We start from the raw sequence: 26,271 nt of genomic DNA, 5'->3' as shown, positions 1-26,271 counted from the left end.
GACATAAGGAGGTGGGCTTATGTATCTTGCTTTGATTGCAGATGTCATTGATTCTAAAATGGTTCAAGAACGTTTCAACCTGCAAAAACAGTTAGAAAAAACGCTTCGAAAAATGAATGAACTCTTTGGAGATTACTTGGCATCCTGTTTTACCTTGACCCTGGGCGATGAGTTTCAGGCACTTTTAAAAGTGGATGCTCCAGTTTTTCAAATCATCGATACCTTGCGTTCAGAACTAAGCCCGACTCAACTACGTTTTGGTATCGGACTTGGAGAGATTGCAACAGCTATTGATCCCTTGCAAAGTATTGGGGCAGATGGTCCAGCCTATTGGAACGCACGCGCGGCCATCAATCTGGTTCATCAGAAAAATGACTACGGCAATACCCAGATTTATTTTTCAAGCGGGAACGACAGCAAGGACTTATTGGTGAACGCCCTCATTGCTTCAGGAGAAGCCATTCGTTCGGGTTGGCGTGGCAGTCAGGAAGAAATCCTGCTAGATCTTCTTAAGAGATTTGTATACAGTGAGAATTTTAGTCAGCAAGACTTAGCTCAATCACTAGATATCAATCCAAGCGCACTGTCTAAACGCTTAAAGAGTAGTAGTATTCGTGTGTATTTACGGGGGAGAGCAGCTGCCCTTGCTAGTATACAAGCTCTAGTGAAAGGAGAGGCTTATGACCGGATTGTCTAGTATTGTAATGAGTCCATACTTGATTCTCTTGTTGATTTGTCATTTGTTATCGGATTATTATTTTCAAAGTCAAAAGATGGCGGATCGCAAGAATCGGGATAAGAAGGTTCTAGGCCTTCATATTCTCTATGTAGCTCTTCCCCTAATCGTCGTTTCCCTCTGTCACCTGGACCTATGGTGGATTTGCTTGATCATTTTGCTAACTCATGCAGGGATTGATTACAGCAAGCCTTGGGTGCAAAAACAATGGAAATTAACAAACTCATGGGCTTTTACGCTGGATCAATTCTTGCATGTCGGTATCATCATTATTTTGGTCTTCTTGGGAGTAAAAAATAACACGACCTACCTGTCTGCTGATATCTTAAAGCTGATCTTTTATGTCCTCCTGGTGGGAAAACCGACCAATATAGTCTTTAAAATTCTCTTTGCCAATTACCAGCCGACGATGGAGGATAAAATGGATACCATCACTGGGGCTGGTTCTATGATTGGTTTTTTAGAGCGGTTGATTATCGGCGCCTGTCTCGTGTATGGACAATTTGCTTCTATCGGCCTAGTCTTTACAGCCAAATCCATCGCTCGCTACAATAAAATTTCAGAGAACCCAGCCTTCGCGGAATATTACTTGATTGGGTCCTTATTCAGTATTCTATCTGCCCTCTTAGCAGCCTGGTTGTGTTTATAAGAAAACAACTAACAGTCGATAGACCAGACAGGAAGGATTAGCCTCCCTGTCTTTTTTATGCCCTTTTTGGTATAATGGACCAAGTATCAATTTAGAAAGATTTGTGGGTGTCAAACAGTCCAGATAGTTGTTTTGATATGAACTTAGGTTCCACCCAAAGAGGTATTAGTGTCATGTCTCAATCTTATATCAATGTTATCGGTGCGGGCCTTGCTGGCTCGGAAGCAGCTTACCAGATTGCCCAACAGGGAATTCCTGTAAAGCTCTATGAAATGCGTGGGGTCAAATCCACTCCGCAACACAAAACAGACAACTTTGCTGAGCTAGTTTGTTCGAACTCTCTTCGTGGGGATTCGTTAACCAATGCTGTTGGTCTCCTCAAGGAAGAAATGCGTCGTCTTGGTTCTGTCATTCTGGAGGCAGCTGAAGCAACTCGAGTGCCGGCTGGTGGAGCACTCGCTGTGGATCGCGAAGGCTTTGCTAAGCGGGTAACAGAGAAGGTGTCCCAACACCCTCTGATTGAAGTGATTCGCGATGAAATCACGGAATTACCGACGGATGCTATCACAGTGGTCGCAACGGGTCCTCTAACTAGTGATGCTTTGGCTGAAAAGATTCATGAGCTTAACGGAGGAGATGGCTTCTACTTTTACGATGCAGCAGCTCCTATCATCGATGTCAATACAGTTGATATGAGTAAGGTTTATCTCAAGTCACGTTATGACAAAGGAGAAGCAGCTTATCTCAACTGCCCAATGACCAAACAAGAGTTTATGGACTTCCATGAGGCTTTGATCAATGCGGAAGAAGCCCCGCTTAACTCTTTTGAAAAAGAAAAGTATTTCGAAGGTTGTATGCCAATTGAAGTTATGGCTAAACGAGGGATTAAAACCATGCTCTATGGTCCGATGAAGCCAGTTGGACTCGAGTATCCGGATGACTACAAAGGGCCTCGGGATGGGGAGTTCAAGACACCATACGCAGTCGTTCAGTTACGCCAAGACAATGCGGCTGCTAGCCTTTACAATATCGTCGGTTTCCAAACGCATCTCAAATGGGGCGAACAAAAACGGGTCTTCCAAATGATCCCTGGTTTGGAAAACGCTGAGTTTGTGAGATATGGAGTCATGCACCGCAATTCTTACATGGACTCTCCAAATCTCCTTGAGCAGACTTACCGTTCTAAGAAACAACCAAACCTCTTCTTTGCAGGTCAAATGACAGGAGTAGAGGGCTATGTTGAATCAGCTGCCTCAGGCTTAGTAGCCGGGATCAATGCGGCACGTCTCTTCAAAGGCGAGGAAGCAGCCATTTTCCCAGAAACAACAGCCATCGGAAGTCTGGCTCACTATATTACCCATGCCGATAGCAAGCATTTCCAGCCCATGAATGTCAACTTTGGAATTATCAAAGAGCTAGATGGTCCACGCATTAGGGATAAAAAGGAACGTTACGAGAAAATTGCCGAACGTTCTTTACAAGATCTGGCAACATTTATTGGAAAATAAAGTCAATCAATGAAAAAGTTTGGAGAAATCCAGACTTTTTCTTATAAAAATGGTATAATAAATAAAAATTTAGAATATAGAGAGTTTTCTGACAATGAATAAATCCTATTTTTATTTAGAGATGAAGACACACGAGTTGAAAGTGCCTTATACCGGAAAACTCCGTCGTGTGCGAGTCTTATTACCTAAAAATTATGAAACAGATACTGATCGACGCTACCCTGTCGTTTATTTCCATGATGGACAGAATGTCTTCTATAGTAAGGAAGCCTATGTAGGTCACTCTTGGAAGGTCATTCCAGCCATCAAGCGTAATCCAGACATTAGTCGCATGATTGTTGTTGCCATTGATAATGATGGCTTGCAACGGATGAACGAATACTCTGCCTGGAAGTACAAGGAATCCAATATTCCTGGTATGCAATTTGGTGGCAAGGGCGTCGAGTATGGGGAGTTTGTCTTGGATGTGGTCAAACCTTTTATCGATCAAGAATATCGCACTCTTGCTGATCGAGAACATACAGCTATGATTGGATCTTCGTTAGGCGGTAACATCACACAATTTTTGGGCCTAGAATACCAAGATCAAATCGGTTGTCTGGGAGTCTTCTCCTCTGCCAACTGGTTGCATCAAGAAGCCTTTGATCGCTACATCGAGCGTAAGAACTTGTATCCAGATCAACGTATATACATCTATGTAGGGACTGAAGAGGCAGATGATACTGATAAAACGTTAATGGCTGGGAATATCAAGCAAGCCTATATAGACTCATCTCTTCGTTATTACCATGATGTTATTCAACAAGGAGTTGCTTTAGAAAATATCGCCATTCGGATTCAATCTGGGGCAATCCACCATGAAGAAGCCTGGGCTGAACATCTACCAGAATGCCTTCGGTTTTTAGCAGAAAAATGGGATTAATAATCTTAAAGTAAATATATAAAGAGAAAGAGGGAACTTATGAATATTGAACATTTAAGCCACTGGAGTGGCCAACTTAACCGCGAAATGTATCTAAACCGCTATGGTCATGCGGGGATTCCTATTGTGGTCTTCGCTTCATCTGGTGGAAGCCATAATGAGTACTATGACTTCGGTATGATTGATGCTTGTGCTCAGTTTATTGAAGAAGGACGGGTTCAATTTTTCACCCTTTCAAGTGTCGATAGTGAGAGCTGGCTTTGTGATTGGAAAAACCCTCACGATCGGGCAGAGATGCACCGTGCCTATGAACGCTATGTTATTGAAGAGGCCATTCCTTTCATCAAGCACAAAACAGGTTGGTTTGACCCAATGATGACAACCGGCTGCTCAATGGGAGCTTACCACGCGCTCAATTTCTTCTTGCAACACCCAGATGTCTTCAACAAAGTCATTGCCTTGAGTGGTGTCTATGATGCTCGTTTCTTTGTTGGTGAGTTTGGAGGAGATGAAGCAATTTACCAAAACTCTCCGTCTGATTATATTTGGCATCAAAATGACGGTTGGTTTATCGACCGTTACCGTCAGGCAGAAATTGTTATCTGTACCGGTCTTGGCGCTTGGGAACAGGATGGACTTCCATCCTTCTATAAATTGAAGGAAGCCTTTGATCACAAAAATATCCCTGCTTGGTTTGCAGAGTGGGGGCACGATGTAGCTCATGATTGGGACTGGTGGCGGAAACAAATGCCCTATTTCTTAGGTCAGATGTATTTATAAGTCAAAAGGGAGGAGACGTCTATGAATTATCTTGTTATTTCACCTTATTATCCACAAAATTTCCAGCAATTCACCATTGAGTTGGCCAACAAAGGAATCACTGTATTAGGAATTGGCCAAGAGCCTTACGAGCAGTTAGATGAACCATTGCGCAACAGTTTGACAGAGTATTTCCGTGTAGAAAATATGGAAGACTTGGATGAAGTGAAGCGTGCAGCTGCCTTTCTCTTCTATAAACATGGCCCAATCGATCGCATCGAATCTCACAATGAATACTGGTTGGAATTGGATGCGGCACTTCGTGAGCAATTCAATGTCTTTGGGGCCAAACCAAAAGATTTAAAGAAAACCAAGTTTAAATCAGAAATGAAGAAACTCTTCAAGAAAGCAGGAGTTCCTGTCGTTCCTGGTGCTGTGGTCAAAGCGGAAAAAGATATCGACAAGGCTGTGAAGAAGATTGGTTTGCCATTGATTGCCAAGCCTGATAACGGAGTAGGTGCGGCAGCAACCTTTAAAATTGAAACTCCAGAAGATGTAAATCGTTTCAAAGCTGAATGGGATGGACATACAGAGTATTTCTTTGAAAAATTCGTTACTTCTAGTGAAATCTGTACCTTTGATGGTTTAGTTGATCGAGATGGAAACATTGTCTTTTCAACTACTTTTGACTATGCCTATACACCACTTGACTTGATGCTCTACAAGATGGACAACTCTTATTATGTCCTCAAAGAGATGGATCCAAAATTGCGTCAGTACGGTGAAGCTATTGTCAAAGCTTTTGGTATGAAGGAGCGGTTCTTCCATATTGAGTTTTTCCGTGATGGGGATGACTATATTGCGATTGAGTACAATAACCGACCTGCAGGAGGATTTACAATTGATGTCTACAATTACGCTCACTCCATCGACTTGTATCGTGGTTATGCGGCCCTCGTAGCTGGAGAAGAATTCCCTGCTTCTGAATTTGAACCTCTTTATTGCTTAGCGACTTCTCGTCGAGCTAATGTAAGCTATACTCTCTCAGAAGAAGAAGTCTTGGCCAAATACCAGCATCAATTCCGAGTGAAGAAGATCATGCCTGCAGCTTTTGCGGAGCTTCAAGGGGACTATCTCTACATGTTAACAACTCCAAGTCGTGAGGAATTAGAACAAATGATTCGTGACTTTGGTCAACGAGCTGAATAAAAGCGAGCCGATAGGTCTTTTCCTATCGGTTTTTTTATTCCGAAGTATCAATATTTTCTCAATATATGACTTTGTGAATCTTTTATATAACAGTTGAAAAACTCTATTACACCAATGTTCTATAGAGTTTGATTTGTGAAGATAATTGAGCATTTTTTTTGACAGTGCTTTCAATTTTGGATAAAATGAAAGAGAATGAATAAATGCTAAGAAAGGCGAAATAATGGCAACATTAGATAAAAGTCTCTTATTGGAAATGTTCCGTAAAATGGAAGAAATCCGTCGCATGGACTTAAAAATTGCACAGTTAGTAAAAAAAGGAAAAGTGCCGGGAATGACGCACTTTTCTGTTGGTGAAGAAGCAGCCAACGTTGGGGCTATGCTAGCTTTGAACGAGGATGACCTGCTAACTTCAAACCACCGTGGTCACGGACAAGCGATTGCTAAAGGGATCGACTTGAATGGAATGATGGCTGAAATCCTTGGCAAGTATACTGGTACTTGTAAAGGGAAGGGTGGCTCTATGCATATTGCCGACCTTGATGCCGGGAACCTCGGTGCCAACGGTATCGTCGGTGGTGGTATGGGAATTGCTGTAGGGGCTGCCCTTACTCAGCAAATGCATAAGACTGGAAAAATTGTTGTCTGCTTTTTTGGTGATGGCGCAACCAATGAAGGTGTCTTCCACGAAGCGGTCAATATGGCTTCAATCTGGAATCTTCCCGTGATCTTCTACTGTATTAATAATGGTTATGGTATCTCTGCTGACATCAAGAAAATGACCAATGTGGAGCACATCCATGAGCGTAGTGCTGCTTACGGCATTCCTGGAATGTTTATTCCTGATGGAAACAACGTTATTGATGTCTATGAAGGATTCCAAAAAGCTGTTGAACATGTCCGTTCTGGTAAAGGTCCTGTCTTGATCGAAAGTGTCACCTATCGTTGGCTTGGACACTCTTCATCTGACCCTGGTAAATACCGGACTCGTGAAGAAGTCGAAGAGTGGAAGAAGAAAGATCCGATTGAAAACCTTCGCAAGTATCTCCTTGAAAATGAAATTGCGAGCGCAGAAGAATTGGATCAGATTCAAGAAGAAGTGAAAGAAGCAGTTGAAGCTTCAGTGAAATTTGCGGAAGAAAGCCCATTCCCTCCACTTGAATCAGCTTTCGAAGATATTTACGCAGACTAAGGGGGAGTAGAGAATTATGGAAACAAAATTAATGTCTTTCCGCGATACCATTATCCTTGCTATGTCTGAGGAAATGCGTCGCGACGAAAATGTATTGTTGATGGGGGAAGATGTCGGAGTTTTCGGTGGAGACTTCGGAACTTCCGTAGGAATGCTAGAGGAATTCGGTCCAGAACGTGTTCGTGATTGTCCGATTTCTGAGGCTGCTATCTCAGGTGCAGCAGCTGGTGCAGCCATGACCGGACTTCGTCCAATCGTTGATATGACCTTCATGGATTTCTCAGTGATTGCCATGGATGCTATCGTCAACCAAGCTGCTAAGACTCGCTACATGTTTGGTGGAAAAGGGCAAGTGCCGATGACAGTCCGCTGTGCCGCTGGTAATGGAGTTGGATCTGCAGCTCAACACTCCCAATCTTTGGAATCATGGTTTACCCATATTCCTGGTTTGAAAGTTGTTGCTCCAGGAACTCCAGCGGATATGAAAGGACTTCTCAAGTCTTCTATCCGAGACAACAACCCAGTGATCATTCTTGAATACAAATCAGAATTCAACCAAAAGGGTGAAGTGCCTGTAGATCCTGACTATACCATTCCACTTGGTGTCGGTGAAATCAAACGTGAAGGAACGGATGTAACTGTCGTAACCTACGGAAAAATGCTTCGTCGCGTGATGCAAGCAGCTGAAGAATTGGCTGAAGAAGGCATTTCAGTAGAAGTAGTAGACCCACGAACTTTGGTTCCGCTTGATAAAGAAATCATCATTAACTCTGTCAAGAAAACAGGAAAAGTAGTCCTTGTCAATGACGCCCACAAAACAAGTGGTTATATCGGTGAAATCTCAGCTATTATTTCTGAATCAGAAGCATTTGATTATTTGGATGCACCTATCCGTCGTTGTGCGGGGGAAGATGTACCAATGCCTTACGCGCAAAACCTTGAAAATGCAATGATTCCAACAGTTGAAAGCATCAAAGATGCCATTCGTAAAACCTACAACAAAGAATAATACATAAAATAAATTATGTAACTAGTAATAATTCAGACGAAGAAACTTTGTATCTATCGATGCAAAGTTCTCTGCGTCCTTAATATCTTATAATAGAATAGGAGAGGTCATGGCTGATGATAAGCTAAGAGCGACTCCTGCGGCTAGAAAATTAGCGGATGATCTTGGGATCAACCTCTATGATGTTTCTGGTTCAGGCGCAAACGGTCGTGTCCACAAAGAAGACGTGGAAACATATAAAGACACAAATGTGGTTCGCATTTCACCACTTGCAAAACGAATTGCTTTAGAACACAATATTGCTTGGCAAGAAATTCAAGGAACTGGTCATCGTGGCAAGATCATGAAGAAGGATGTTCTTGCTTTCCTTCCTGAGAATATTGAGAAGGATACCATTAAGTCACCTTCTCAAATTGAGAAGGTGGAAGAAGTTCCTGATAACGTGACACCTTATGGTGAGATCGAGCGCATTCCGATGACACCAATGCGTAAGGTGATTGCGCAACGGATGGTGGAATCTTACTTGACAGCACCAACCTTTACATTGAACTATGACGTCGATATGTCTCAAATGTTGGCGCTTCGTAAGAAGGTATTGGATCCAATCATGGAAGCAACTGGTAAGAAAGTCACTGTAACAGATTTGCTTTCTCTTGCAGTTGTTAAGACCTTGATGAAACACCCATACATCAATGCGTCATTGACGGAGGATGGCAAAACCATCATCACTCACAACTATGTCAACTTGGCTATGGCGGTTGGGATGGACAATGGCTTGATGACACCGGTTGTCTATAACGCAGAAAAGATGACTTTGTCAGAATTGGTGGTAGCCTTTAAGGATGTTATCGGACGTACTTTGGACGGTAAGTTAGCTCCAAGTGAATTGCAAAATTCAACCTTTACCATCAGTAACTTGGGAATGTTTGGTGTTCAATCATTTGGACCGATTATCAATCAACCAAACTCAGCCATCCTTGGGGTTAGCGCAACTGTTGAAAAACCAGTTGTAGTTAACGGTGAAATCGTCATTCGTCCAATCATGAGCTTGGGATTAACCATTGACCACCGCGTTGTCGATGGTATGGCTGGTGCCAAATTCATGAAAGACTTGAAAGCCTTGATTGAAGACCCGATTTCAATGTTGGTCTAATCAACGAAAGAGAATAGAAACAAGAAAAAGAGGGAAATAAAATGGCCTTAGAAGTAATTATGCCAAAAGCCGGCGTAGATATGACCGAAGGACAAATCGTTCAGTGGAATAAAAAAGTCGGCGAATTTGTAAAAGAAGGAGAAGTTCTCCTTGAAATCATGACAGATAAAGTCAGCATGGAATTGGAAGCTGAAGAAGATGGCTACTTGATTGCTATCTTGAAAGGTGACGGCGAGACTGTTCCTGTAACAGAAGTAATCGGATACCTTGGTGAAGAAGGAGAAAACATCCCAACAGCTGGAGCAGCACCAGAAGCGAGTCCAGCGCCAGCCGCAGCAAGTGCTTCAAACGATGACAATAAGAGCGATGATGCTTATGATATCGTAGTAATCGGTGGTGGTCCTGCTGGTTACGTATCAGCTATCAAGGCAGCTCAATTGGGTGGTAAGGTTGCCCTTGTTGAGAAATCTGAACTTGGTGGAACTTGCTTGAACCGCGGATGTATCCCAACTAAGACTTACCTTCACAACGCTGAAATTATCGAAAATATCGGCCATGCTGCAAATCGTGGTATCGTAATTGAAAACCCTAACTTCACTGTTGATATGGACAAGGTTCTTGAAACCAAGAACAAGGTCGTCAATACTTTAGTTGGCGGTGTTGCAGGACTTCTTCGTAGCTATGGTGTTGATGTTCATAAGGGTATCGGTACCATTACGAAAGATAAGAATGTCTTGGTAAATGGTTCTGAATTACTTGAAACTAAGAAAATCATCCTTGCTGGTGGTTCAAAAGTTAGCAAGATTAACGTTCCTGGTATGGAATCATCACTTGTAATGACCAGTGATGATATCTTGGATATGAACGAAGTCCCAGAAAGTCTCGTGATCATCGGTGGTGGGGTTGTCGGTATCGAACTTGGTCAAGCCTTTATGACCTTTGGTTCAAAAGTTACTGTTATTGAAATGATGGACCGCATTGTTCCAGCTATGGATGCGGAAGTATCTAAGAACCTTCGCTTGATCCTTGAACGCAAGGGGATGACCATCTTGACTGATACCAAACTGCAAGAAATCATTGAAGAAGATGGCAAACTCCGTATCAAGGTGGAAGGCAAAGACGATATCATCGCGAACAAGGCTCTTCTTTCAATCGGTCGTGTTCCAGATTTTGAAGGAATTGGTGAAGTGGACTTTGAATTAGACCGTGGTCGGATCAAGGTCAATGAATACATGGAAACATCTGTTCCAGGTATCTATGCGCCAGGTGATATCAATGGTACCAAGATGTTGGCCCACGCTGCTTTCCGTATGGGTGAAGTAGCAGCTGAAAATGCTCTTAAAGGGAACCACGCTGTTGCCAAATTGAACTTGACTCCTGCAGCCATCTACACACTTCCAGAAGTAGCAGCAGTTGGTTTGACAGAAGAACAAGCTCGTGAAAAATACGATGTTCAAATTGGTAAATTCAACTTTGCAGCTAACGGTCGTGCCATTGCGTCAGATGCAGCTCAAGGCTTTGTTAAGGTCATTGCAGACAAGAAATATGGTGAAGTTCTTGGGGTTCACATCATTGGTCCAGCAGCAGCTGAATTGATCAACGAAGCTTCAACCATCATTGAGATGGAAATCACTGTAGAAGAAATGCTCAAGACTATCCATGGTCACCCAACCTTCTCAGAAGTGATGTACGAAGCTTTTGCGGATGTACTTGGATTGGCAGTTCACTCACCTAAGAAGAAATAATATTATTCTTTCAACTAAATTTTCTTAAAGTAGTACGGACGGCAGCGACCTCTTTAGAGTTCCATGCCTAAAAATTGAGCCTTTTGTCTCAATTTTTCCGAGAAATGTAACGATAACTCGTTACATTTCTTTTTACTACTTCAGAAAATTCAAGTACAATTTAACTATTTCTGTCTGGCACTCATCATACTATGAGTAGGATTAATAAAAAGAATTTTTGGAATTACTATGAAATACATTATTAATTATTCAAATGATACTGCTTTTAATATTGCTTTAGAAGAGTATGCCTTTAAGCATCTATTGGATGAGGATCAAATCTTCCTTCTCTGGATTAACAAACCATCAATCATCGTTGGTCGTCACCAAAATACTATCGAAGAAATTAACCGTGACTACGTTCGGGAGCATGGTATTGAAGTCGTTCGCCGGATCAGTGGTGGTGGGGCTGTTTACCATGATTTGAACAACCTTAACTATACCATCATCTCTAAAGAAGATGAAAATAAGGCTTTTGACTTCAAGAGCTTTTCAACTCCGGTCATCAATACCTTGGCTCAGCTTGGAGTTAAGGCTGAATTCACGGGTCGTAACGATTTGGAAATTGACGGTAAGAAATTCTGTGGGAATGCTCAAGCCTACATCAATGGACGGATCATGCACCATGGTTGCCTTCTCTTTGACGTTGATTTGTCTGTCCTTGCCAATGCTCTCAAGGTGTCTAAAGACAAGTTTGAGTCTAAAGGGGTTAAATCAGTTCGTGCTCGTGTCACCAATATTATCGACGAGTTGCCAGAAAAAATCACGGTTGAAGAGTTCCGTGACCTGCTTCTGGACTACATGAAGAAAGAATATCCTGAGATGACTGAATATGTCTTCTCAGATGAAGAATTGGCTGAGATCAACCGTATTAAGGAAACCAAGTTCGGTACCTGGGATTGGAACTATGGGAAGTCCCCTGAATACAATGTCCGTCGTGGCACTAAATTTCCTAGCGGTAAGGTTGAAATCTTTGCTAACGTCATTGAATCTAAAATCCAAGACATCAAGATCTATGGAGACTTCTTTGGTATCGAAGACGTTGCAGCAGTAGAAGAGCTTCTTCGTGGTGTCAAATACGAACGTGAAGATGTCCTCAAAGCCCTACAAACCATTAACCTAGGTCGTTACTTCGCAGGAATCACTGCAGAAGAAATTGCTGAGGCTGTGGTGGAATAATGTCATAAGAGAGTGGGACGACGAAATCGAATTCTAACGAATTACCGATTTCGTCGTCCCACCTCCGCACAGTTGAGTAGGGCTGTAAAAGCTGATGAATTCAGCCTAGTAGAGCCCACTCAACCACTGCGTCTTGCTCGACAATCCAAAGACAATTGAGAGGCTAGGACTTTTGTCCCAGCCTCTTTTTTGAAACTAGTTTCACATAGAAATTATTGTTTTACGAAGGATTTTGTGGTATAGTAAAGGTGGAAAAGTGTATTCGCTTACAAAAATATAATTATGATTTTTTAATACTCAGTAACCACTAAACAAGGAAATTGATTGACTAGCTGAATAATACTTCCCTTTGATGCTTTAGAAAGTGTGATGATATGAAACGTGTCTTTATTATTCTATCAAACCTTTTCATCTCTAGCTTTTTGATTTGGATTGCCTTTATTTCTCCAAATACGGTTATCCACACCAGTCTTCCGGTAGTAGGTGTGGTGAGACAAGAAAAGAGCGTCACATATGAAGAGTTATCTTCCAGTTTAGACCGTTTGGCAAGGGAAAATCATAGTATAATTGCCCGTCAGATACAAAGAACAGATTCTAAAGGGCAGGTTGTTTTCACCTATGATATCTACGGAGAGGGAAAACTTCCTCTTGGGATTAAAAGAGAGAAGAAAGAACTGGCTGCCAATGAAAGCCTGCTAAAGAATTATTATATATTAACAGGTGAATTGGAAACTAAAAAGCTGGATCAAACGCTTCATACTCTTGGTTTCTCACAAACTTTTATTGAGAAACCAAATCCTCTGCAGACCTTTATTGCCTTTTTTGGCTCAGGTTCACAATCACTTGCCTTAGTCATTTTTATCATTAGTTTTAGCTCTTTTACGATTATTCAAAAAACACAAGAAATGAGAAGTGCTGGGATTCGATATATTTCAGGAATGAGACGCTTGCAACTTTTCGGACATTCTCTAAAAGATGATAGTATAGAGTTGCTTTTGGGATGTATTGGCGCAAGTATAATGGGTGCTGTTCTGATTTATTGCTTTCAATTGACACCTTTTTCCTATTCCCTCGTCATTTCCAGTAGTATTATTTACAATGGGATTTTACTAATTTTGTCTGTTTTCTTATCCTTCCTCTTTGCATATAGTATTCAAACGATTCATTTAGTCCCCCTTTTAAAAGGGAAGGTTCCATTGAAGCGCATATTGGTTTTCCTCTTTATTTGTCAATTTCTCGCTGTGGCATTAATTGGCCTTGCGATTCATCGAATCAGTATTTATGGATCAGTCTGGCAAACTCACCAAGAGGGAAGTGAGGCTTGGTTAAAACAGTCGAATTGGGTCCAAATTAGTACAAGTCGCGAGGATTTTTCACAGAAAACAAACAAAGAGACGCAAATTGAGAACAGAGCAAAATGGTCTAAGCTCATCGAGTCTGGAATCGAAAATGGTGGTCTTTTAGCTTATCATAATCTCGTATCTTTTAGTTCAAAAGGAGTTATGACGGATCCTAGTACAGGTAAAGAGTTTTCAATCACAGATTACGATCCACTTGCCAATAGCCTGTATGTCACTCCAAATTATCTTGATATCCAAGGTGTTCCAGTTTCTCCTGAAGAAAAAGATCACTTAAATCACTTACAAGCAGGAGAATTTGGTCTCTTACTTCCGGAAAAATTAAAAGGTCGAGAAGAGGAGATGATCAAGCGATATGAAGATTATCTATCTCCTCGAGATGATCAAGGAAATATCACCTTATCAATGAAGGCGAAGGTAACGTATATTCCGAATCATCAAAAACGCTTTATCTACAACAACACACCAATTAGCTATAAGCAATTCTTTACCGATCCGGTTTTAGTGGTTATTCAACCTGAAAGTTTTGGAGGCTATGTGAATCCATATTTCACCGATCTAAATCCCTACCTTTATTTTAATGGACTTCAGAATAGTAGGAAGCTAGTCGCTGAGTATAATCTTGAAAAAAGTGTTAGTCAGTACGACTATGCAGTGGACGTTTACCAGCAAATGGCCCAAAACATACAAATAGAAAATCTCATGGCGATTGCAGGAGGAGTCTTTGGTATAGCAACCTCTGTTCTTCTTTTTAACACTATGAATTTCCTATATTTTGAAGAGTTTAGAAAACAAATCTTCTTGAAGAAGATTGCAGGTCTGGGATTTGTAAACATTCACCAAATGATTTTGCTCTCAGAAAGTAGCCTTTTGCTATTAGGAAGCCTCTTGGTATTCATTCTCACTTCGGAATGGTGGATTGCTCTTGTCACTCTCTTGCTATTTATTACTAATGCTTGGTTCATTCTCCTGTACCGGTCTCATAAAGAAGACCACTTGTTAGCCACTGTACTGAAAGGAGCCTAATATGATTACCGTAGAACATTTAACCAAATCATTTGGCCAACGAACGGTCTTTCAAGATTTGAGCTTGCAATTTACAGAAGGTAAGGTCTATGCTCTGATCGGAAATAGTGGGTGTGGTAAAACAACCTTGCTCAATATCTTGGCGAAGATAGATCCTTATGAAAAAGGGAGTATAAGCTATAAAGGGCAAGAACTGAAACAAATCAAACAGCATCACTTCTTTAAGCATGAATTAGGCTATCTCTTTCAAAATTTTGGCCTACTTGAAAACGAGACTATCGCTACAAATTTAGATTTGGGATTGATTGGGCAAAAATTAACGAAAAAAGAGAAGAAGCAGCAAGAAGAAGAAGTGCTCAAAAAAGTAGGATTGGCTTACCTTGCTCTGGATCAAAAGATTTATGAATTATCGGGGGGAGAGGCGCAACGTGTCGCATTAGCTAAAGTTATTTTAAAAGATCCACCTTTAATTTTGGCGGATGAACTAACTGCAGCACTGGATCCAGAAACCTCACAAGAGGTGATGGACTTGCTCTTAATGTTAAAGAATCAAGAGCGTATAATCATTATTGCAACCCATAATCCAGTGATTTGGGAAAAAGCTGACGAAGTGATAAAGCTCAACTAATCCATGGCTGAAGAATGGTAGGATCTTCTGTATTATCTTTTATAGCCAGCTATTCATGAGGTATAGGCTGATGAAGAAAGATTCGGTCAAACAAAAATTTTAAGTTTTTTCATCAAAAGTTAGTTCGTGACATGGCCTCTTTTCTTGATATTCAAATGCGATGAGTGTAGAATATAGAGGAAATCTGAAACAAAAAGGGGATCAAATTCAATGATGAAAGTTCCAGTAGAAAATCTTGGGCTATTTGAACAGTTAGATCGTATCGTAGTGGCTTTTTTTAGGAAGGAACAACTTTCTAGTCCATATGATTTGAATGTCAGTATTACTCAAGAACACCTTGACCGGAAAAAGCAAGATCTAGAACCTTTAGGCTATCAAGCTGTCCAACTACCATTAGGAATGGCTTTAGATAATATCATTCAGCAACCTCATTATAAAAACTTAATCATTGGTGGACTTGCTCCCGACGAAATTATGGTCAGTAAAGAAGAATTAATGCCTTTGAAAGATATCGTGGATAGTTTTTGTATTATGTACGCTGCAGCGAATAACAGACTGGAAAATAGTAAGGCTTATGAATTAATGAAAGATAAGACGGTTTATTTTATTGGTAAACTATTTACAGATTTTCCAAAAGCTGGTGATGAAATTGCTTATTTAGGAATTGATCGAATAGCGAGCGATGGTACAACATATGAAGCAGTTAAATGCTTTTTAACGAAAGAGAGTGCAGAGAAGTTCAATAGTGAAAAAAGACCTGTCACCCCTGCAAACTTGGCTTATCTAAAATCATTCTGGGGTAAACCAGTAATTATTGAGCCTCATCGTAATTATTGGATCGAATTTTTTTAGAAAGTATAAAAGAGCGTAAGATTCTATCAAAGATCTACGCTCTTTTTCTAACACTAAATATATTACATAATTTATATTATGTATCTCATAAACTATCCAAGGCATTTTTCTGTTCGTCATTTACGATATGCGTATACAAGTCCGTTACCTGAGTGCTGGCATGTCCTAGCTGATGGCTGACCAAAACTTGGGATTTGGTTGCATCATAGAGACGAGTTGCTAGGGTATGGCGAAGCTTGTGGGGTGTCACCCGGACTTTGAAGTCTTCTGAATACTTAGCCACCATCTTTTCAACACTAGAAGCATCAATCCGATTCGGAACACCTCGATATAAGGTTAAGAAGAGGGCTGTATCCTTTTTTTCCGTCTTATATCGTTTGTCTCGAATGGCAAGATATTGCTCTAAATAAGGCTTAGCAAAGGCAGCGACATTGACCGAGTCACGTTTTCCACCTTTTCGAGTGACGTCAATCACCATCATCTTAAGATTGAGATCCCGTAGGTCTAAGTTAACTGCTTCAGAGAGACGGACACCAGAGGCAAGAAGGAGTGCGATAATGGCTAAATCACGCTCTTTATTCTTATTAAAGGAAGATAAGGCCCGATTTGAAAGTGTTTTAGGGTATTCCTGGTCGATATAGCTAAGGAAACCTTCTGTCTCATCACCTAAAAAGAGCTTTTGCTTGATATTTTCAGCTCGAGCAGCTAAGGTTTCTTTCTTTTTCTTGGTTGCAACCTTCTTCATGACATTACGGTAGAAATAAGGTTCCCCTTGCTCGTTTTCAACTTCCTCAGTCAAATACTTATAAAGACTAGAAAGTGCAGAAAGGGTACGGTTAATGGTTGTTTGAGAAACCCCATTTTTAGTCGTATTGGCATTGAGCAGAGGACGCTCACGCAAGTAAAGAATAAAGGATTCCATGTCTTTCTTGGTCATGTGCTCTAGAACCTCTAAAGGGATATTAGCCATGGTGTCAGCATCTGATATACCAGATTCCAAGACCCAGGTGAAAAATCGATCGTATTCTTTTAAGTATTCGTACAAGGTCGTAAAACTGTATGGAACGGCCAGTTTCGATTGATAATATTCTAACACATACCAAGGCATGACTTGTTTGAGTTTATCAATACGTTCTAATAAGATCTCGCGTTTCATGTATTTCTCCAAATTTTTCTATACCAGTAGTATAGCATAGCCAGATATATTTTTCAAGAAAATTATAGTTTTTCGGAAAGATGTCATAGGGGATATATAGGATTGTTTTGTTTCCTATCTATACCTTTTAAAAACAAAACAATCAGCAAATCTCGTGGATCTACTGATTATTTTCTTTTCTAACTTATTTTTCTACATATTGAAATGAAATCTTGCTACCACAGAGCCAATTATAGACTCGATCATTGACTTGAACGTTCATGGCTTCGTGGGCATATTCTGGCATGATTAAATGCTCTTTTGGACATTCTAATCGATTATAAATGGCAAACTGTGTCACAGGATAACAGACATCATCATCTAGCCCGGTAATCATGTGAACCTGTCCTTTGATACGATGGGCAAAGTTTTTCACATCAATATAGGCCAAAGTCTGCATCAAACGATCTTCTGTTTCATGGAATGGATCATGGAACTTGAAATAACGGAAAAGCTCGTCATAGGCCTCGCTGGTGTTCCCAATCTCCAATACTCGTCTGAAATCTGATAAGAATGGATAAATGGCTACCGTTCGTTGTATACGAGGATTCAATCCAGCAGCAACCAGGGCCAAGGCACCACCTTGTGAGGCTCCATAGCTGGCAAGTTTGCTGTCGTCAACTTGAGGAAGGCTGGCTACAATTTCAATTAACTGGTAAAGATCTAAGTAGATATCCTTATAAAAGAGCTCATCTGGACCTTCCACGGCGCCACGGATAATCTGTCCTTTTACCGTATTTCCAAGTGGTGAACGATCTCCGTCGGTTGAAAAGCCCGACTGACCTCTTACATCCATGGAGACCACACCATATCCAGCTACTGTATAAGCCAGCATATCTGACCAATCCCAACAACGGCCCATATAGCCATGAAAATGGAAAATAACTGGAACCTTTTGATCCGTTTTTGGGAAAACAACTCGCGCATAAACAAGACCATCTCGTGTTCCTTTAAAGCTTAATTCATAACAATGAACGTTTGGAATGCTGAAATCTTGTTCTTCGAGTTTGTATTCAGGAAGTTCAGCAAGGTTTGCTAAGGCTTGATCCCAGAAGGAATCAAAGTCTGCAGGAACTTCATCTCGCCCTTTATAAGTCTTCATTTCCTCAAGTAAGGCTGGATTTTTCATTAGTTTCTCCTTTTATTTGTAACCGGTACCAAAAATGTACCATATTTACTTAAGGATTGCAAGGGTCAAAAATAAATTACATAACCAAAATTATGTAATTTATTATAGATTCAAAAATAGACTTAATTGCTTAACCAGCTCTGGATTAGTGGGTAAAGCTGAATGATGAGCCTTGCGTCCTTTTAAATTCACTTCTGAATAAGTTTGATTCTCAAAAATTGATTTTGCTGCTTGTGCACTAGAGAGAGGAACGATGCCGTCTGATTTTCCAGCAAAGCTACCGACAAAGTTTAGGACCTCTACTTCTTTATCTAATCGATGTTTCCACCTTTGAAAATCGTCATACATCTCTTGGTTAAATTTGTAAGGACTACCAATAATAGCGAGCTTCCTTACGGTCAGTTTTTTCTTTTCTAAAAAGCCACTTTCCAATAAGCCAGTCAAAACTAGTCCACCATTGGAGTGCCCGACTGCCTTGAACTCTGTAAAATAATAGTGATCAAGGAGGTAGGTGATGGCGATCTTAAGGGATTCGATTTGCTGCTTGATATTGCTGTAGCCATCTCGATTGTTCTCGAAGCCAATCACAATCATCGGATTCGGCTCTTTTGTATTCAGTCTTCCTTCCATCTCGATAGAATCATCTTTATTGACTTTAATTTTTAAGAGACTCTGTTTTTTTCTAGAAAAACGATGGAGCATGCGGATGGTTCCATTGAAACGCTGGATACTAGCTGAACTTCCAGGTACAAAGATGATCGGATTGATTGGTGGTTTCTTCGAACCTTTTGGAAAATAAAAGGGCTTGCTGTGCGAAGAAAACAATCTTACAAAGAAACGAATGAGTGGTTGAAATAGTTTTTTTAACATGTTTTCTCTAGTACTTTTTTCTAAAAGAACCCGGAACAATGTCCCAGGTCCTTATTCGAAACGATTATTTCCGTTTTTTCTTATTCTTGCGCATTTGTTTGGCCATTTTGTTCATAGCCCGTTTCATCATGAATTCGCCAGCTTTTCCTTTGAGACCACCACCGAACATTTGGCTCATATCAGGCATTCCAGCGCCTCCACCAAGAGCTGATAAGTCAGGCATCCCACCTTGTCCCATCATCCCTTCGAGGGCAGACATATCCGGCATTCCACCAGGCATGTTCTTCGGCAGATTATTTGGATTCAGCCCCATTTGTTTCATCATCTTGTTCATATCACCAGAGAGGACGCCTTGCATCATCTGTTTAGCTTGGTTAAAGTCTTTGATGAATTTGTTGACGTCGACAAAGCTATTCCCTGAACCGGCAGCAATCCTACGACGGCGACTAGGGTTTAAAAGATCTGGATTTTCGCGTTCAGCTGGGGTCATAGATGATACGATCGCGCGTTTGCGAGCAATTTCTCGTTCGTCGACCTTGAGGTTCTTCATAGCTGGATTGTTGGCCATACCTGGAAGCATCTTGAGTAGATCTTCCATTGGTCCCATGTTTTGAACTTGGTCTAACTGATCGATGAAATCGTTGAAGTCAAAGGTATTTTCCCGCATCTTCTCAGCGAGTTCAAGCGAGCGTTTCTCATCGTATTCTTGAGAAGCCTTCTCGATCAGCGTCAGCATATCCCCCATACCGAGGATCCGACCAGACATGCGTTCTGGGTGGAAGGTTTCGATATCAGTGATTTTTTCACCAGTACCAGTGAATTTGATTGGCTTCCCAGTAATCTGACGGACAGAAAGGGCTGCACCACCACGGGTATCCCCATCAATCTTGGTCAAAATCACCCCGGTCACTTCGAGTTGTTCGTTAAACTCACGCGCCACATTGGCCGCTTCTTGACCAATCATGGCATCTACAACCAAGAGGATTTCATTTGGCTCAGCAAGGGCTTTGACATCGCGCAACTCACCCATGAGTTTTTCATCGATTTGCAGACGACCAGCCGTATCGATCAAGACATAGTCATTGTGGTTAGCTCTTGCTTGCTCTAAACCTTGACGTACGATTTCTACTGCAGGGACTTCTGTTCCCAATGAGAATACAGGGACATTGATCTGTTGACCAAGAGTCTTCAACTGGTCAATGGCAGCTGGACGATAGATATCGGCCGCAATCATCAAAGGACGTGCATTTTCTTCCTTGACCAATTTGTTAGCTAATTTCCCAGCGAAGGTTGTTTTACCAGCCCCTTGAAGACCGACCATCATGATAATAGTTGGAATCTTAGGTGATTTGATAATGTCTGCTGTCTCAGAACCCAAAATAGCTGTCAATTCTTCATCGACAATTTTAACGATTTGTTGGGCAGGGTTCAGGGTTTCAATGACCTCATGGCCTACGGCCCGCTCGCGGACGCGTTTGATAAAGTCTTTTACAACAGGAAGGGCAACGTCGGCCTCTAAGAGGGCTAGACGAATCTCTTTGGTTGCCTCTTGGACATCCGCTTCAGAGATTTTCCCTTTCTTACGAAGATTTTTAAAGACGTTCTGTAAACGTTCAGTTAAACTTTCAAATGCCATACTACTTCTCCTATTACAGGTATTTTAATCTTATTTATTCTCGGTTATCAATGCTGGATAAGACTGCGATTTGCTCTTGTAGATAAGCGTCATCAGGATACTTGTCAGAGATCTGATCAAAAATCTGACTGCGGACAATGTAATCAGAGTACATATGAAGCTTCATCTCATAGTCTTCCAGAATCTTTTCAGTTCGCTTGATATTATCATAAACAGCCTGACGACTCACCCTGAACTCTTCAGCAATCTCAGCCAAGCTGTAGTCATCTGCATAATAGAGCTCGATATAGTTCATCTGCTTGTCTGTCAAAAGTGCTGCGTAAAACTCAAAGAGAGCATTCATTCGGTTGGTTTTCTCAATTTCCATACCTTTCATTATATCAAAAAAGCCCGCTAAAGACTAGCGGGACTTGATGCTTTTTGAGTTGAAATGAGAGGATTCATCATCAGAGTTTCAGTGCTAACATATTGACCGTCATCCCTGCCGCAGTTCCAATCAAGAAGATGGTATCTCCTTTCTTCACATAGCCATGATCAAGCGCATAGGCTAAACCAAAAGGCACAGCTACAGAAACCATGTTTCCGTAATCGCTGACGATGTTAAGATACTTATAGTCTGGGACTCCTAATTTTTCCATGACTAAAGGAAGAGCTCGACTAGCTTGGTGGGGAATAATATAATCTACTGTATCTTTAGAAATGCCGGATTTCTCTTGGAATTCTTGGAACATTTCTGGAATAACACGAGCAGAAAGTAAGAGAATTTTCTTCCCTTTCATGTCAAACATGAAATCAGTCTTGGTTGATTCAGAGTACAATTTCGGATGATAAGCTGTCAAACCACCACGAATTTCGGTATCATGGGCTCCCTCAGACCAGGTACGTTGAAGGCTGGCAATCACTCCTAAATCTTCCGTCGTGCTTTCAAAGATAAAGGCAGCTGCCCCATCACTAAAAAGTTCATAGCTTTCTTTCTGCTTTGGATTAAGGCCCAGGCTTCCTACCTCACTGGAAACAATGAGGACACGCTTGTATTCACCACCTTCAATCAGATAAGAAATGGTACTAAGGGCTGAAATAAAGCTGGTACAGGTGGTATTGATATCCATGGCAGGAATCGTAAGTCCCTTGGCCACGCGCTCATGGATCAAAGCAGCTGTACAAGGAATCGGCTGAACGCCTACGGCGCTCGCTGAAACTAGGCAGTCAATCCTGCTTGCTCTAGTGCTTGTTCGATAGCACGAGCAGCTAAGTCGATCTGAGATTCTTCGTCTTCTTTTACTCGGTAACGTGTCTGGTCCTTAAAGGTGACTTGATGCTTGGGTAAGGCTGTTCCATAGCCTTTAATACGAACGTGTCTTTGTACACTTGTCATAATGCTTCCTCCTATTTTTGAAGACGTTGTACGCGCTTGAGTTTGCGACTTGTGTCCCATTGGTAGTCAATAAAGGTTAGAGTGGGCATGATAAAGCCCTTTTGATCTGCTAAGACTTGAAATTGGTTGAGGATAGCCTCTTCTATCTCAGATGAACGTTTGCTGAGAGCAACCTGAACTTGTCCATCTTCGGTTTGCGTCACTTGATAGTCTTGAATTCCTTCGACAAAGAGGATACAACGCCGAATGAAGTCTGGATAAACCATCTGTAGCTCGCCATCTGCTTTTTTGAAATAAAAGATGTCGTCTGATCGCCCCTCAATTTTAGCAATCCTTGTAAAGACAGAACCACATCTACAGGGTTCCGGATCCTCTACCAGAATATCATTGAGCCGGTAGCGGTAAATAGGTTGGCTCCTACGTTTAAAATCCGTAATGATCGGATAAAAACGGCGGTCATCCAAATAGTCTTTTTCCACTGATAAAATGTCCTCGTTGAGGTGCAAGTTCCCCTCAGAACAGGTACAGGCTAAGAAACCTTCTGTTGCTTGGTAGACCTGATCGACCTTAGAAAGATCAAATGCTTGACGGATGAGGTCCCGGTCCCGATCCTCTAAGATTTCAGCGACGGAAACGACCTTTTGAGGTTGAATCTCCAGGGTCTGATTTTCCAGATACTTGGTTAAATCTAATAAGGTAGAGGCTGGAGCCACAAGGATGGTCGGCTGGTAGTCATTTAAACGCCCGATGTGCTCTTGGCTATCTTTGAAAATATCAAAATACTCTAGGCGAATCAAGGGAGAATTGATGGTTTGATAGAGCTGGTTATCAGCACGGAGGAAAAAGGCAATGCGGTGACCAAGGAGCTTTCCTTTGGGGAGCATTTTAGCGAGTATAGCGGCTGCCCACATACTACGTTCTGTTTTCGTCGTGATAAAGATCCCCCGGTGTCCGGAGGTACCAGAGGAAAGACCAACTGCTACTTCTCCTTGCATCTCTGTAAAATCACGAGACTGCTCACCTCGAATCGCCATTTCAAGAGCCTGATCCCGGTCGATTCCTTGGGTATTTAACTCATTGAAATGCTCCATCATAAAGGTCTTGTCCATATAGCGGAAGTCTTTTGGAACACCTTGAGAGAAATAGGGAGAATGCTGGAGTAAGAAGCTGTGGTAATTTTGTAGTTCTTTTTCTTGGTAGCGCTCCAGTTCCTCACGGTTCTTGAAGCGATGCCCCCAGCGGGTTTGGTAAAAGGTTTTAAGAAAGGTCCATTTTTTCATTTAGTATTCTTTCTACCCGTTCAATTGGATCATGGCTGACGAGAACAGCGATTCCTTTATTTAACAAGGTACGGAGGAAATTGACATTTTCTAAATAGTCCTTCCCATTATCCTGAACTTGACTAGGAATCCAGCGCATCTGCTCTGTCAAGGGAAGAAGGTCAATTCCCCAGCAGAGATCAGCACCAATAAACAATTGATATTCCGGAAGGAAAAGACAGCCTTGTCCCTTAGCGTGCCCATCATGGGAACTCAGGAGAATACTGCCGTCTCCAAAGATATCTACTGTTTCCGTATAAGCAAAACGAGGGTTGGTTCCCTGAGGCTGGATAATTTGGACAGCCTCTTCAAAATGTTCCGGCAAAAACTCTTTAAAAATTAAATCCTTGAAGCTGTGCTTCTGGTAGACGTGATAGGCTCTCTCTGTGACCAAGAAGCGTGCCTGCTTGAAGCAACCCGCTCCTCCTAGATGGTCTGGATGAAAATGCGAGAGGATGACATAGGATATGTCATCTGGTGAAATCCCAGTCGCTTGAAGCAAGCAATCGATCTGGTCTTCCTTTTTCATCTGCATAGGAGTTCCAAGACGGTAATAAAGATAACGGAATTTACTTTTGATCTCATAATGATAGCCCGTATCATAGAGAATATAGCCATGCTCTCGGTGTTTGAGGAGATAGACACCGGCTGGAAAAACCATCTTCTTTCTTTTCTGCCCCTTAAAGAGCAAGGCGAGATTGCTGGTACAATAGCCAGCAGGGAAGTACTTAATGCTTTCGATAATCTTGGACATACTGGGCAATTCCCTCCTTGATGCTGATGCGTGGCTCATAACCCAACTCTTCTCTTGCTTTTGAAATATCAAGTGTCTGGCTATAACGCAATAGGTAGTAGGTATAGCGAGTTAATGGTGGCTCACCCTTTAGAGGTAAGAACTGATAAAGAACCTCTAAGCTAGAAGCCAAGCCACCTAGAAGAAAGGCAGGTAATTTTTTATAACGAATAGGAAGTTCCAGGCCCTGCAAGGCTTCTTCGATGAGTTCTTTAAAAGGAGTCGGCTCGCCGTTGGTAATGTTATAGACTTGACCTTCTGCCCTATCAGCTTTCAGAGCCAAAGCGATAGCCAAAGCAACATTCTCAACACAGGTCATGTCCATCAATTGCTTGCCTTCCTTGATTAAGGGGATTCCAATCTTTTGGCTTAGCTTGAGAACACGTGGAAGGATGCTCGTATCCCCAATGCCAAAGAGCCCACGAGGACGAAGGATAATGCTGGGAACATCCGGGTATGCAGGAAAGAGTTTCTCTGATAGTAACTTGCTTTTGATGTAGTTGTTTAAATGATTTTCAGTTGGAGCATCTTCTTCTTTGATGCCGATTTGGTCTTTCGGAGCAGCGTAAATACTTGGTGAAGAAACATAGACCAAGCGACTTATTTTATTAGTACGGCAAGCTTCTAAAACATGTTTAGTACCGAGGACATTAGCTTGATAAAAACTCTCCCAAGGCCCCCAAACAGTGGATAAAGCTCCAGCATGGACGACCATTTCAACGCCCTTACATGCCTCTTCTACTGCTTGCTTGGAACTCAGATCTCCTTTGAAGAATTCCACTTGTTCTGAAACCAAGCTTTGTCCTACTGCTTCATTCCGACCAAAAGCGCGGACAAAGTAGCCTTCTGCTACTAACTCTTTTACCACGTATTTTCCTAGAAAACCTGTTGCTCCTGTTACGAGTACTTTCATGGCGCCTCCTTTTTAACTAAGCGATGAATTTCTTTTTTTAAAATGCTGGTAGCATCATAGGTCAGGGCTATTTTTTGCTTTTGTGGTCCTATAAAAATTCGAATCTCATAGTTGGGATCATTCAACAATGGGGCTAAAAGCAAAAGAACTGGATAAAGTTGTCCACTAAGAGGCACCACAACAGCATCGATTTTTATCCGAGACATAAAACCTCCCTGTGTTGAATTGACACCATAGGGATTGTGTTACCTAATTGTTTTCTAGGTAAAATTCAAACCGTTCTCCGACATATTGACTTTTTACATACTCAAAAGCGACACCATTGTCGAAATATGAAATCTGGGTCAAACCAAGAATAGCATGTCCTTTTGGTATTTCTAAGTAATGAGCAATCTTTTCTTTGGCCAATCGGGCATAGATGGTTTGTTGGGATTTACCGATACGGTAGCCGTGCTTTTCCAAGGTTTGGAAGAAATGGCTGGTCACCTCTTCTTTTTTGAAGTTTCTGATAAATTTTTCTGGAATTGAGGCAACTTCATAGACAACAGGGACTCCATCTGCGTAACGAACCCGTTCCATACGTACAATCGTTTCAGTTTTGTCAATCCCTAGTTTATCCACTTCTTGAAGACTTGGAACGGTCCGTTTGTAGGATATAACCTGTGTAGAAGGAACCTTTCCTTGCGCTTTCATAATTTCAGTAAAACTAGTCGTCCCCCGCATCTTTTCCTGGACGCGCGTGCTAGCGACAAAGGTACCACTACCAACACGGCGCTCCAGTACTCCTTCTTCTACCAAGAGGGTAATGGCTTGACGGAGGGTCATCCGACTAACCTGGAACTTCTCAGCCAAGTCCCGCTCACTAGGAAGGCGCTGTCCAATTTTCCAGATTTTCTGGTCAATTTCGGCTTTAATTTGATCGTGAATTTGTATGTAAGCTGGAATCATCTTGCTACTCTTTCTGTGTGTTATAACCTATTGTAGCGCAATTTTGTCAAATCTTCAATCGTAGTCAGTATTGATTGGTAATGAAGGGGCTTTTGTGTTAGAATAGAGGAAAAGAATTTTCTAGAAAAA

The 26,271-nt window shown here is 41.6% G+C and carries 23 protein-coding genes and 2 pseudogenes; 14 read left to right on the top strand and 11 right to left on the bottom strand.

Annotated elements, in window-relative coordinates; translation table 11 throughout:
* The first annotated feature begins 19 nt into the window (after positions 1 to 19).
* The 14 genes from D7D50_RS08045 to D7D50_RS07980 all read left to right on the top strand — a co-directional run bounded on the left by D7D50_RS08045 (position 20) and on the right by D7D50_RS07980 (position 15,964).
* Positions 20 to 697 carry a SatD family protein gene (locus D7D50_RS08045; protein WP_023023209.1) on the top strand — a complete coding sequence of 226 codons (678 nt, stop codon included), beginning with the start codon at positions 20 to 22 and terminating at the stop codon, positions 695 to 697.
* Complete coding sequence (locus D7D50_RS08040) at positions 681 to 1,385, top strand: DUF3307 domain-containing protein (protein WP_120701956.1); 705 nt, start codon at positions 681 to 683, stop codon at positions 1,383 to 1,385. The genes D7D50_RS08045 and D7D50_RS08040 overlap by 17 nt, the downstream gene beginning before the upstream one ends.
* A 173-nt stretch (positions 1,386 to 1,558) precedes the next feature.
* Positions 1,559 to 2,893, top strand: coding sequence for a methylenetetrahydrofolate--tRNA-(uracil(54)-C(5))-methyltransferase (FADH(2)-oxidizing) TrmFO (trmFO, locus tag D7D50_RS08035; RefSeq protein WP_023023213.1), 1,335 nt, complete (start codon positions 1,559 to 1,561; stop codon positions 2,891 to 2,893).
* Between the two features lie 94 nt (positions 2,894 to 2,987).
* Positions 2,988 to 3,815: an alpha/beta hydrolase gene (locus tag D7D50_RS08030; RefSeq protein WP_120701955.1), complete on the top strand. Its 828-nt coding sequence runs from the start codon at positions 2,988 to 2,990 to the stop codon at positions 3,813 to 3,815.
* 39 nt (positions 3,816 to 3,854) lie between these two features.
* On the top strand, positions 3,855 to 4,595 hold the full coding sequence (locus D7D50_RS08025; RefSeq protein ID WP_023023217.1) for an esterase family protein: 741 nt from the start codon (positions 3,855 to 3,857) through the stop codon (positions 4,593 to 4,595).
* 21 nt (positions 4,596 to 4,616) lie between these two features.
* Positions 4,617 to 5,783, top strand: coding sequence for an ATP-grasp domain-containing protein (locus tag D7D50_RS08020; RefSeq protein WP_120701954.1), 1,167 nt, complete (start codon positions 4,617 to 4,619; stop codon positions 5,781 to 5,783).
* 223 nt (positions 5,784 to 6,006) lie between these two features.
* On the top strand, positions 6,007 to 6,975 hold the full coding sequence (locus tag D7D50_RS08015; protein ID WP_023026809.1) for a thiamine pyrophosphate-dependent dehydrogenase E1 component subunit alpha: 969 nt from the start codon (positions 6,007 to 6,009) through the stop codon (positions 6,973 to 6,975).
* A 16-nt stretch (positions 6,976 to 6,991) separates the two neighbouring features.
* Positions 6,992 to 7,984, top strand: a complete 993-nt coding sequence (locus tag D7D50_RS08010) for an alpha-ketoacid dehydrogenase subunit beta (protein WP_023026810.1) — start codon at positions 6,992 to 6,994, stop codon at positions 7,982 to 7,984.
* 109 nt (positions 7,985 to 8,093) lie between these two features.
* Positions 8,094 to 9,137: a dihydrolipoamide acetyltransferase gene (locus tag D7D50_RS08005; RefSeq protein ID WP_117744237.1), complete on the top strand. Its 1,044-nt coding sequence runs from the start codon at positions 8,094 to 8,096 to the stop codon at positions 9,135 to 9,137.
* A 41-nt stretch (positions 9,138 to 9,178) separates the two neighbouring features.
* A complete protein-coding gene (gene lpdA / locus D7D50_RS08000) occupies positions 9,179 to 10,882 on the top strand; it encodes a dihydrolipoyl dehydrogenase (protein ID WP_120701953.1) in 1,704 nt (567 codons plus the stop codon).
* A gap of 228 nt (positions 10,883 to 11,110) precedes the next feature.
* Positions 11,111 to 12,100 carry a lipoate--protein ligase gene (locus tag D7D50_RS07995; protein WP_120701952.1) on the top strand — a complete coding sequence of 330 codons (990 nt, stop codon included), beginning with the start codon at positions 11,111 to 11,113 and terminating at the stop codon, positions 12,098 to 12,100.
* 374 nt (positions 12,101 to 12,474) lie between these two features.
* Positions 12,475 to 14,484: a DUF1430 domain-containing protein gene (locus D7D50_RS07990; protein ID WP_120701951.1), complete on the top strand. Its 2,010-nt coding sequence runs from the start codon at positions 12,475 to 12,477 to the stop codon at positions 14,482 to 14,484.
* A 1-nt stretch (position 14,485) separates the two neighbouring features.
* The gene (locus D7D50_RS07985; protein ID WP_120701950.1) at positions 14,486 to 15,112 is read left to right on the top strand and encodes a putative bacteriocin export ABC transporter; all 627 of its coding nucleotides are present in this window, start codon (positions 14,486 to 14,488) and stop codon (positions 15,110 to 15,112) included.
* A 210-nt stretch (positions 15,113 to 15,322) separates the two neighbouring features.
* The gene (locus tag D7D50_RS07980) at positions 15,323 to 15,964 is read left to right on the top strand and encodes a hypothetical protein (RefSeq protein ID WP_120701949.1); all 642 of its coding nucleotides are present in this window, start codon (positions 15,323 to 15,325) and stop codon (positions 15,962 to 15,964) included.
* A gap of 85 nt (positions 15,965 to 16,049) precedes the next feature.
* On the opposite strand, the gene xerS is transcribed toward D7D50_RS07980, so the two are convergent.
* From xerS to D7D50_RS07925, 11 genes and pseudogenes are all read right to left on the bottom strand, one after another.
* Positions 16,050 to 17,120, bottom strand: coding sequence for a tyrosine recombinase XerS (xerS, locus tag D7D50_RS07975; protein WP_120701948.1), 1,071 nt, complete (start codon positions 17,118 to 17,120; stop codon positions 16,050 to 16,052).
* A 184-nt stretch (positions 17,121 to 17,304) separates the two neighbouring features.
* Complete coding sequence (locus D7D50_RS07970; protein WP_120701947.1) at positions 17,305 to 18,288, bottom strand: acetylxylan esterase; 984 nt, start codon at positions 18,286 to 18,288, stop codon at positions 17,305 to 17,307.
* A gap of 102 nt (positions 18,289 to 18,390) precedes the next feature.
* Positions 18,391 to 19,158, bottom strand: a complete 768-nt coding sequence (locus D7D50_RS07965; protein WP_120701946.1) for an alpha/beta hydrolase — start codon at positions 19,156 to 19,158, stop codon at positions 18,391 to 18,393.
* A 64-nt stretch (positions 19,159 to 19,222) separates the two neighbouring features.
* Complete coding sequence (gene ffh / locus D7D50_RS07960; protein WP_120701945.1) at positions 19,223 to 20,794, bottom strand: signal recognition particle protein; 1,572 nt, start codon at positions 20,792 to 20,794, stop codon at positions 19,223 to 19,225.
* A gap of 34 nt (positions 20,795 to 20,828) precedes the next feature.
* Complete coding sequence (locus D7D50_RS07955; protein ID WP_120701944.1) at positions 20,829 to 21,161, bottom strand: putative DNA-binding protein; 333 nt, start codon at positions 21,159 to 21,161, stop codon at positions 20,829 to 20,831.
* 79 nt (positions 21,162 to 21,240) lie between these two features.
* Positions 21,241 to 22,169: pseudogene (locus tag D7D50_RS07950) on the bottom strand (3-oxoacyl-[acyl-carrier-protein] synthase III C-terminal domain-containing protein).
* 11 nt (positions 22,170 to 22,180) lie between these two features.
* On the bottom strand, positions 22,181 to 23,449 hold the full coding sequence (locus D7D50_RS07945; RefSeq protein ID WP_120701943.1) for a F390 synthetase-related protein: 1,269 nt from the start codon (positions 23,447 to 23,449) through the stop codon (positions 22,181 to 22,183).
* The gene (locus D7D50_RS07940; RefSeq protein ID WP_120701942.1) at positions 23,427 to 24,242 is read right to left on the bottom strand and encodes an MBL fold metallo-hydrolase; all 816 of its coding nucleotides are present in this window, start codon (positions 24,240 to 24,242) and stop codon (positions 23,427 to 23,429) included. Before D7D50_RS07940 ends, D7D50_RS07945 begins: the two co-directional genes overlap by 23 nt.
* Positions 24,217 to 25,194, bottom strand: a complete 978-nt coding sequence (locus D7D50_RS07935; RefSeq protein WP_120701941.1) for an NAD-dependent epimerase/dehydratase family protein — start codon at positions 25,192 to 25,194, stop codon at positions 24,217 to 24,219. The genes D7D50_RS07940 and D7D50_RS07935 overlap by 26 nt, the downstream gene beginning before the upstream one ends.
* Positions 25,195 to 25,259: 65 nt before the next feature.
* Positions 25,260 to 25,400, bottom strand: a pseudogene (locus tag D7D50_RS07930) (glycosyl transferase); the annotation flags it as partial.
* Positions 25,401 to 25,443: 43 nt separating this feature from the next.
* Positions 25,444 to 26,142, bottom strand: coding sequence for a GntR family transcriptional regulator (locus D7D50_RS07925; protein WP_120701940.1), 699 nt, complete (start codon positions 26,140 to 26,142; stop codon positions 25,444 to 25,446).
* Between the last annotated feature and the right edge of the window lie 129 nt (positions 26,143 to 26,271).

The organism is Streptococcus koreensis (assembly GCF_003627135.1).
Lineage (GTDB): Bacteria > Bacillota > Bacilli > Lactobacillales > Streptococcaceae > Streptococcus > Streptococcus ilei.
This window is presented reverse-complemented; position numbering and strand designations above follow the sequence as displayed.

Bases quoted from the DNA above. Each gene is read 5' to 3' on its own strand.
- D7D50_RS07985 (WP_120701950.1), top strand. From the start codon at position 14,486: ATGATTACCGTAGAACATTTAACCAAATCATTTGGCCAACGAACGGTC.
- D7D50_RS08020 (WP_120701954.1), top strand. From the start codon at position 4,617: ATGAATTATCTTGTTATTTCACCTTATTATCCACAAAATTTCCAGCAA.
- trmFO (WP_023023213.1), top strand. From the start codon at position 1,559: ATGTCTCAATCTTATATCAATGTTATCGGTGCGGGCCTTGCTGGCTCG.
- ffh (WP_120701945.1), bottom strand. From the start codon at position 20,794: ATGGCATTTGAAAGTTTAACTGAACGTTTACAGAACGTCTTTAAAAAT.
- D7D50_RS07990 (WP_120701951.1), top strand. From the start codon at position 12,475: ATGAAACGTGTCTTTATTATTCTATCAAACCTTTTCATCTCTAGCTTT.
- D7D50_RS07995 (WP_120701952.1), top strand. From the start codon at position 11,111: ATGAAATACATTATTAATTATTCAAATGATACTGCTTTTAATATTGCT.
- D7D50_RS08010 (WP_023026810.1), top strand. From the start codon at position 6,992: ATGGAAACAAAATTAATGTCTTTCCGCGATACCATTATCCTTGCTATG.
- D7D50_RS07980 (WP_120701949.1), top strand. From the start codon at position 15,323: ATGATGAAAGTTCCAGTAGAAAATCTTGGGCTATTTGAACAGTTAGAT.
- D7D50_RS07955 (WP_120701944.1), bottom strand. From the start codon at position 21,161: ATGGAAATTGAGAAAACCAACCGAATGAATGCTCTCTTTGAGTTTTAC.
- D7D50_RS08030 (WP_120701955.1), top strand. From the start codon at position 2,988: ATGAATAAATCCTATTTTTATTTAGAGATGAAGACACACGAGTTGAAA.
- D7D50_RS08005 (WP_117744237.1), top strand. From the start codon at position 8,094: ATGGCTGATGATAAGCTAAGAGCGACTCCTGCGGCTAGAAAATTAGCG.
- D7D50_RS07935 (WP_120701941.1), bottom strand. From the start codon at position 25,194: ATGAAAGTACTCGTAACAGGAGCAACAGGTTTTCTAGGAAAATACGTG.
- D7D50_RS07925 (WP_120701940.1), bottom strand. From the start codon at position 26,142: ATGATTCCAGCTTACATACAAATTCACGATCAAATTAAAGCCGAAATT.
- lpdA (WP_120701953.1), top strand. From the start codon at position 9,179: ATGGCCTTAGAAGTAATTATGCCAAAAGCCGGCGTAGATATGACCGAA.
- D7D50_RS08040 (WP_120701956.1), top strand. From the start codon at position 681: ATGACCGGATTGTCTAGTATTGTAATGAGTCCATACTTGATTCTCTTG.
- D7D50_RS07965 (WP_120701946.1), bottom strand. From the start codon at position 19,158: ATGTTAAAAAAACTATTTCAACCACTCATTCGTTTCTTTGTAAGATTG.
- xerS (WP_120701948.1), bottom strand. From the start codon at position 17,120: ATGAAACGCGAGATCTTATTAGAACGTATTGATAAACTCAAACAAGTC.
- D7D50_RS08025 (WP_023023217.1), top strand. From the start codon at position 3,855: ATGAATATTGAACATTTAAGCCACTGGAGTGGCCAACTTAACCGCGAA.
- D7D50_RS07945 (WP_120701943.1), bottom strand. From the start codon at position 23,449: ATGAAAAAATGGACCTTTCTTAAAACCTTTTACCAAACCCGCTGGGGG.
- D7D50_RS07940 (WP_120701942.1), bottom strand. From the start codon at position 24,242: ATGTCCAAGATTATCGAAAGCATTAAGTACTTCCCTGCTGGCTATTGT.
- D7D50_RS08045 (WP_023023209.1), top strand. From the start codon at position 20: ATGTATCTTGCTTTGATTGCAGATGTCATTGATTCTAAAATGGTTCAA.
- D7D50_RS07970 (WP_120701947.1), bottom strand. From the start codon at position 18,288: ATGAAAAATCCAGCCTTACTTGAGGAAATGAAGACTTATAAAGGGCGA.
- D7D50_RS08015 (WP_023026809.1), top strand. From the start codon at position 6,007: ATGGCAACATTAGATAAAAGTCTCTTATTGGAAATGTTCCGTAAAATG.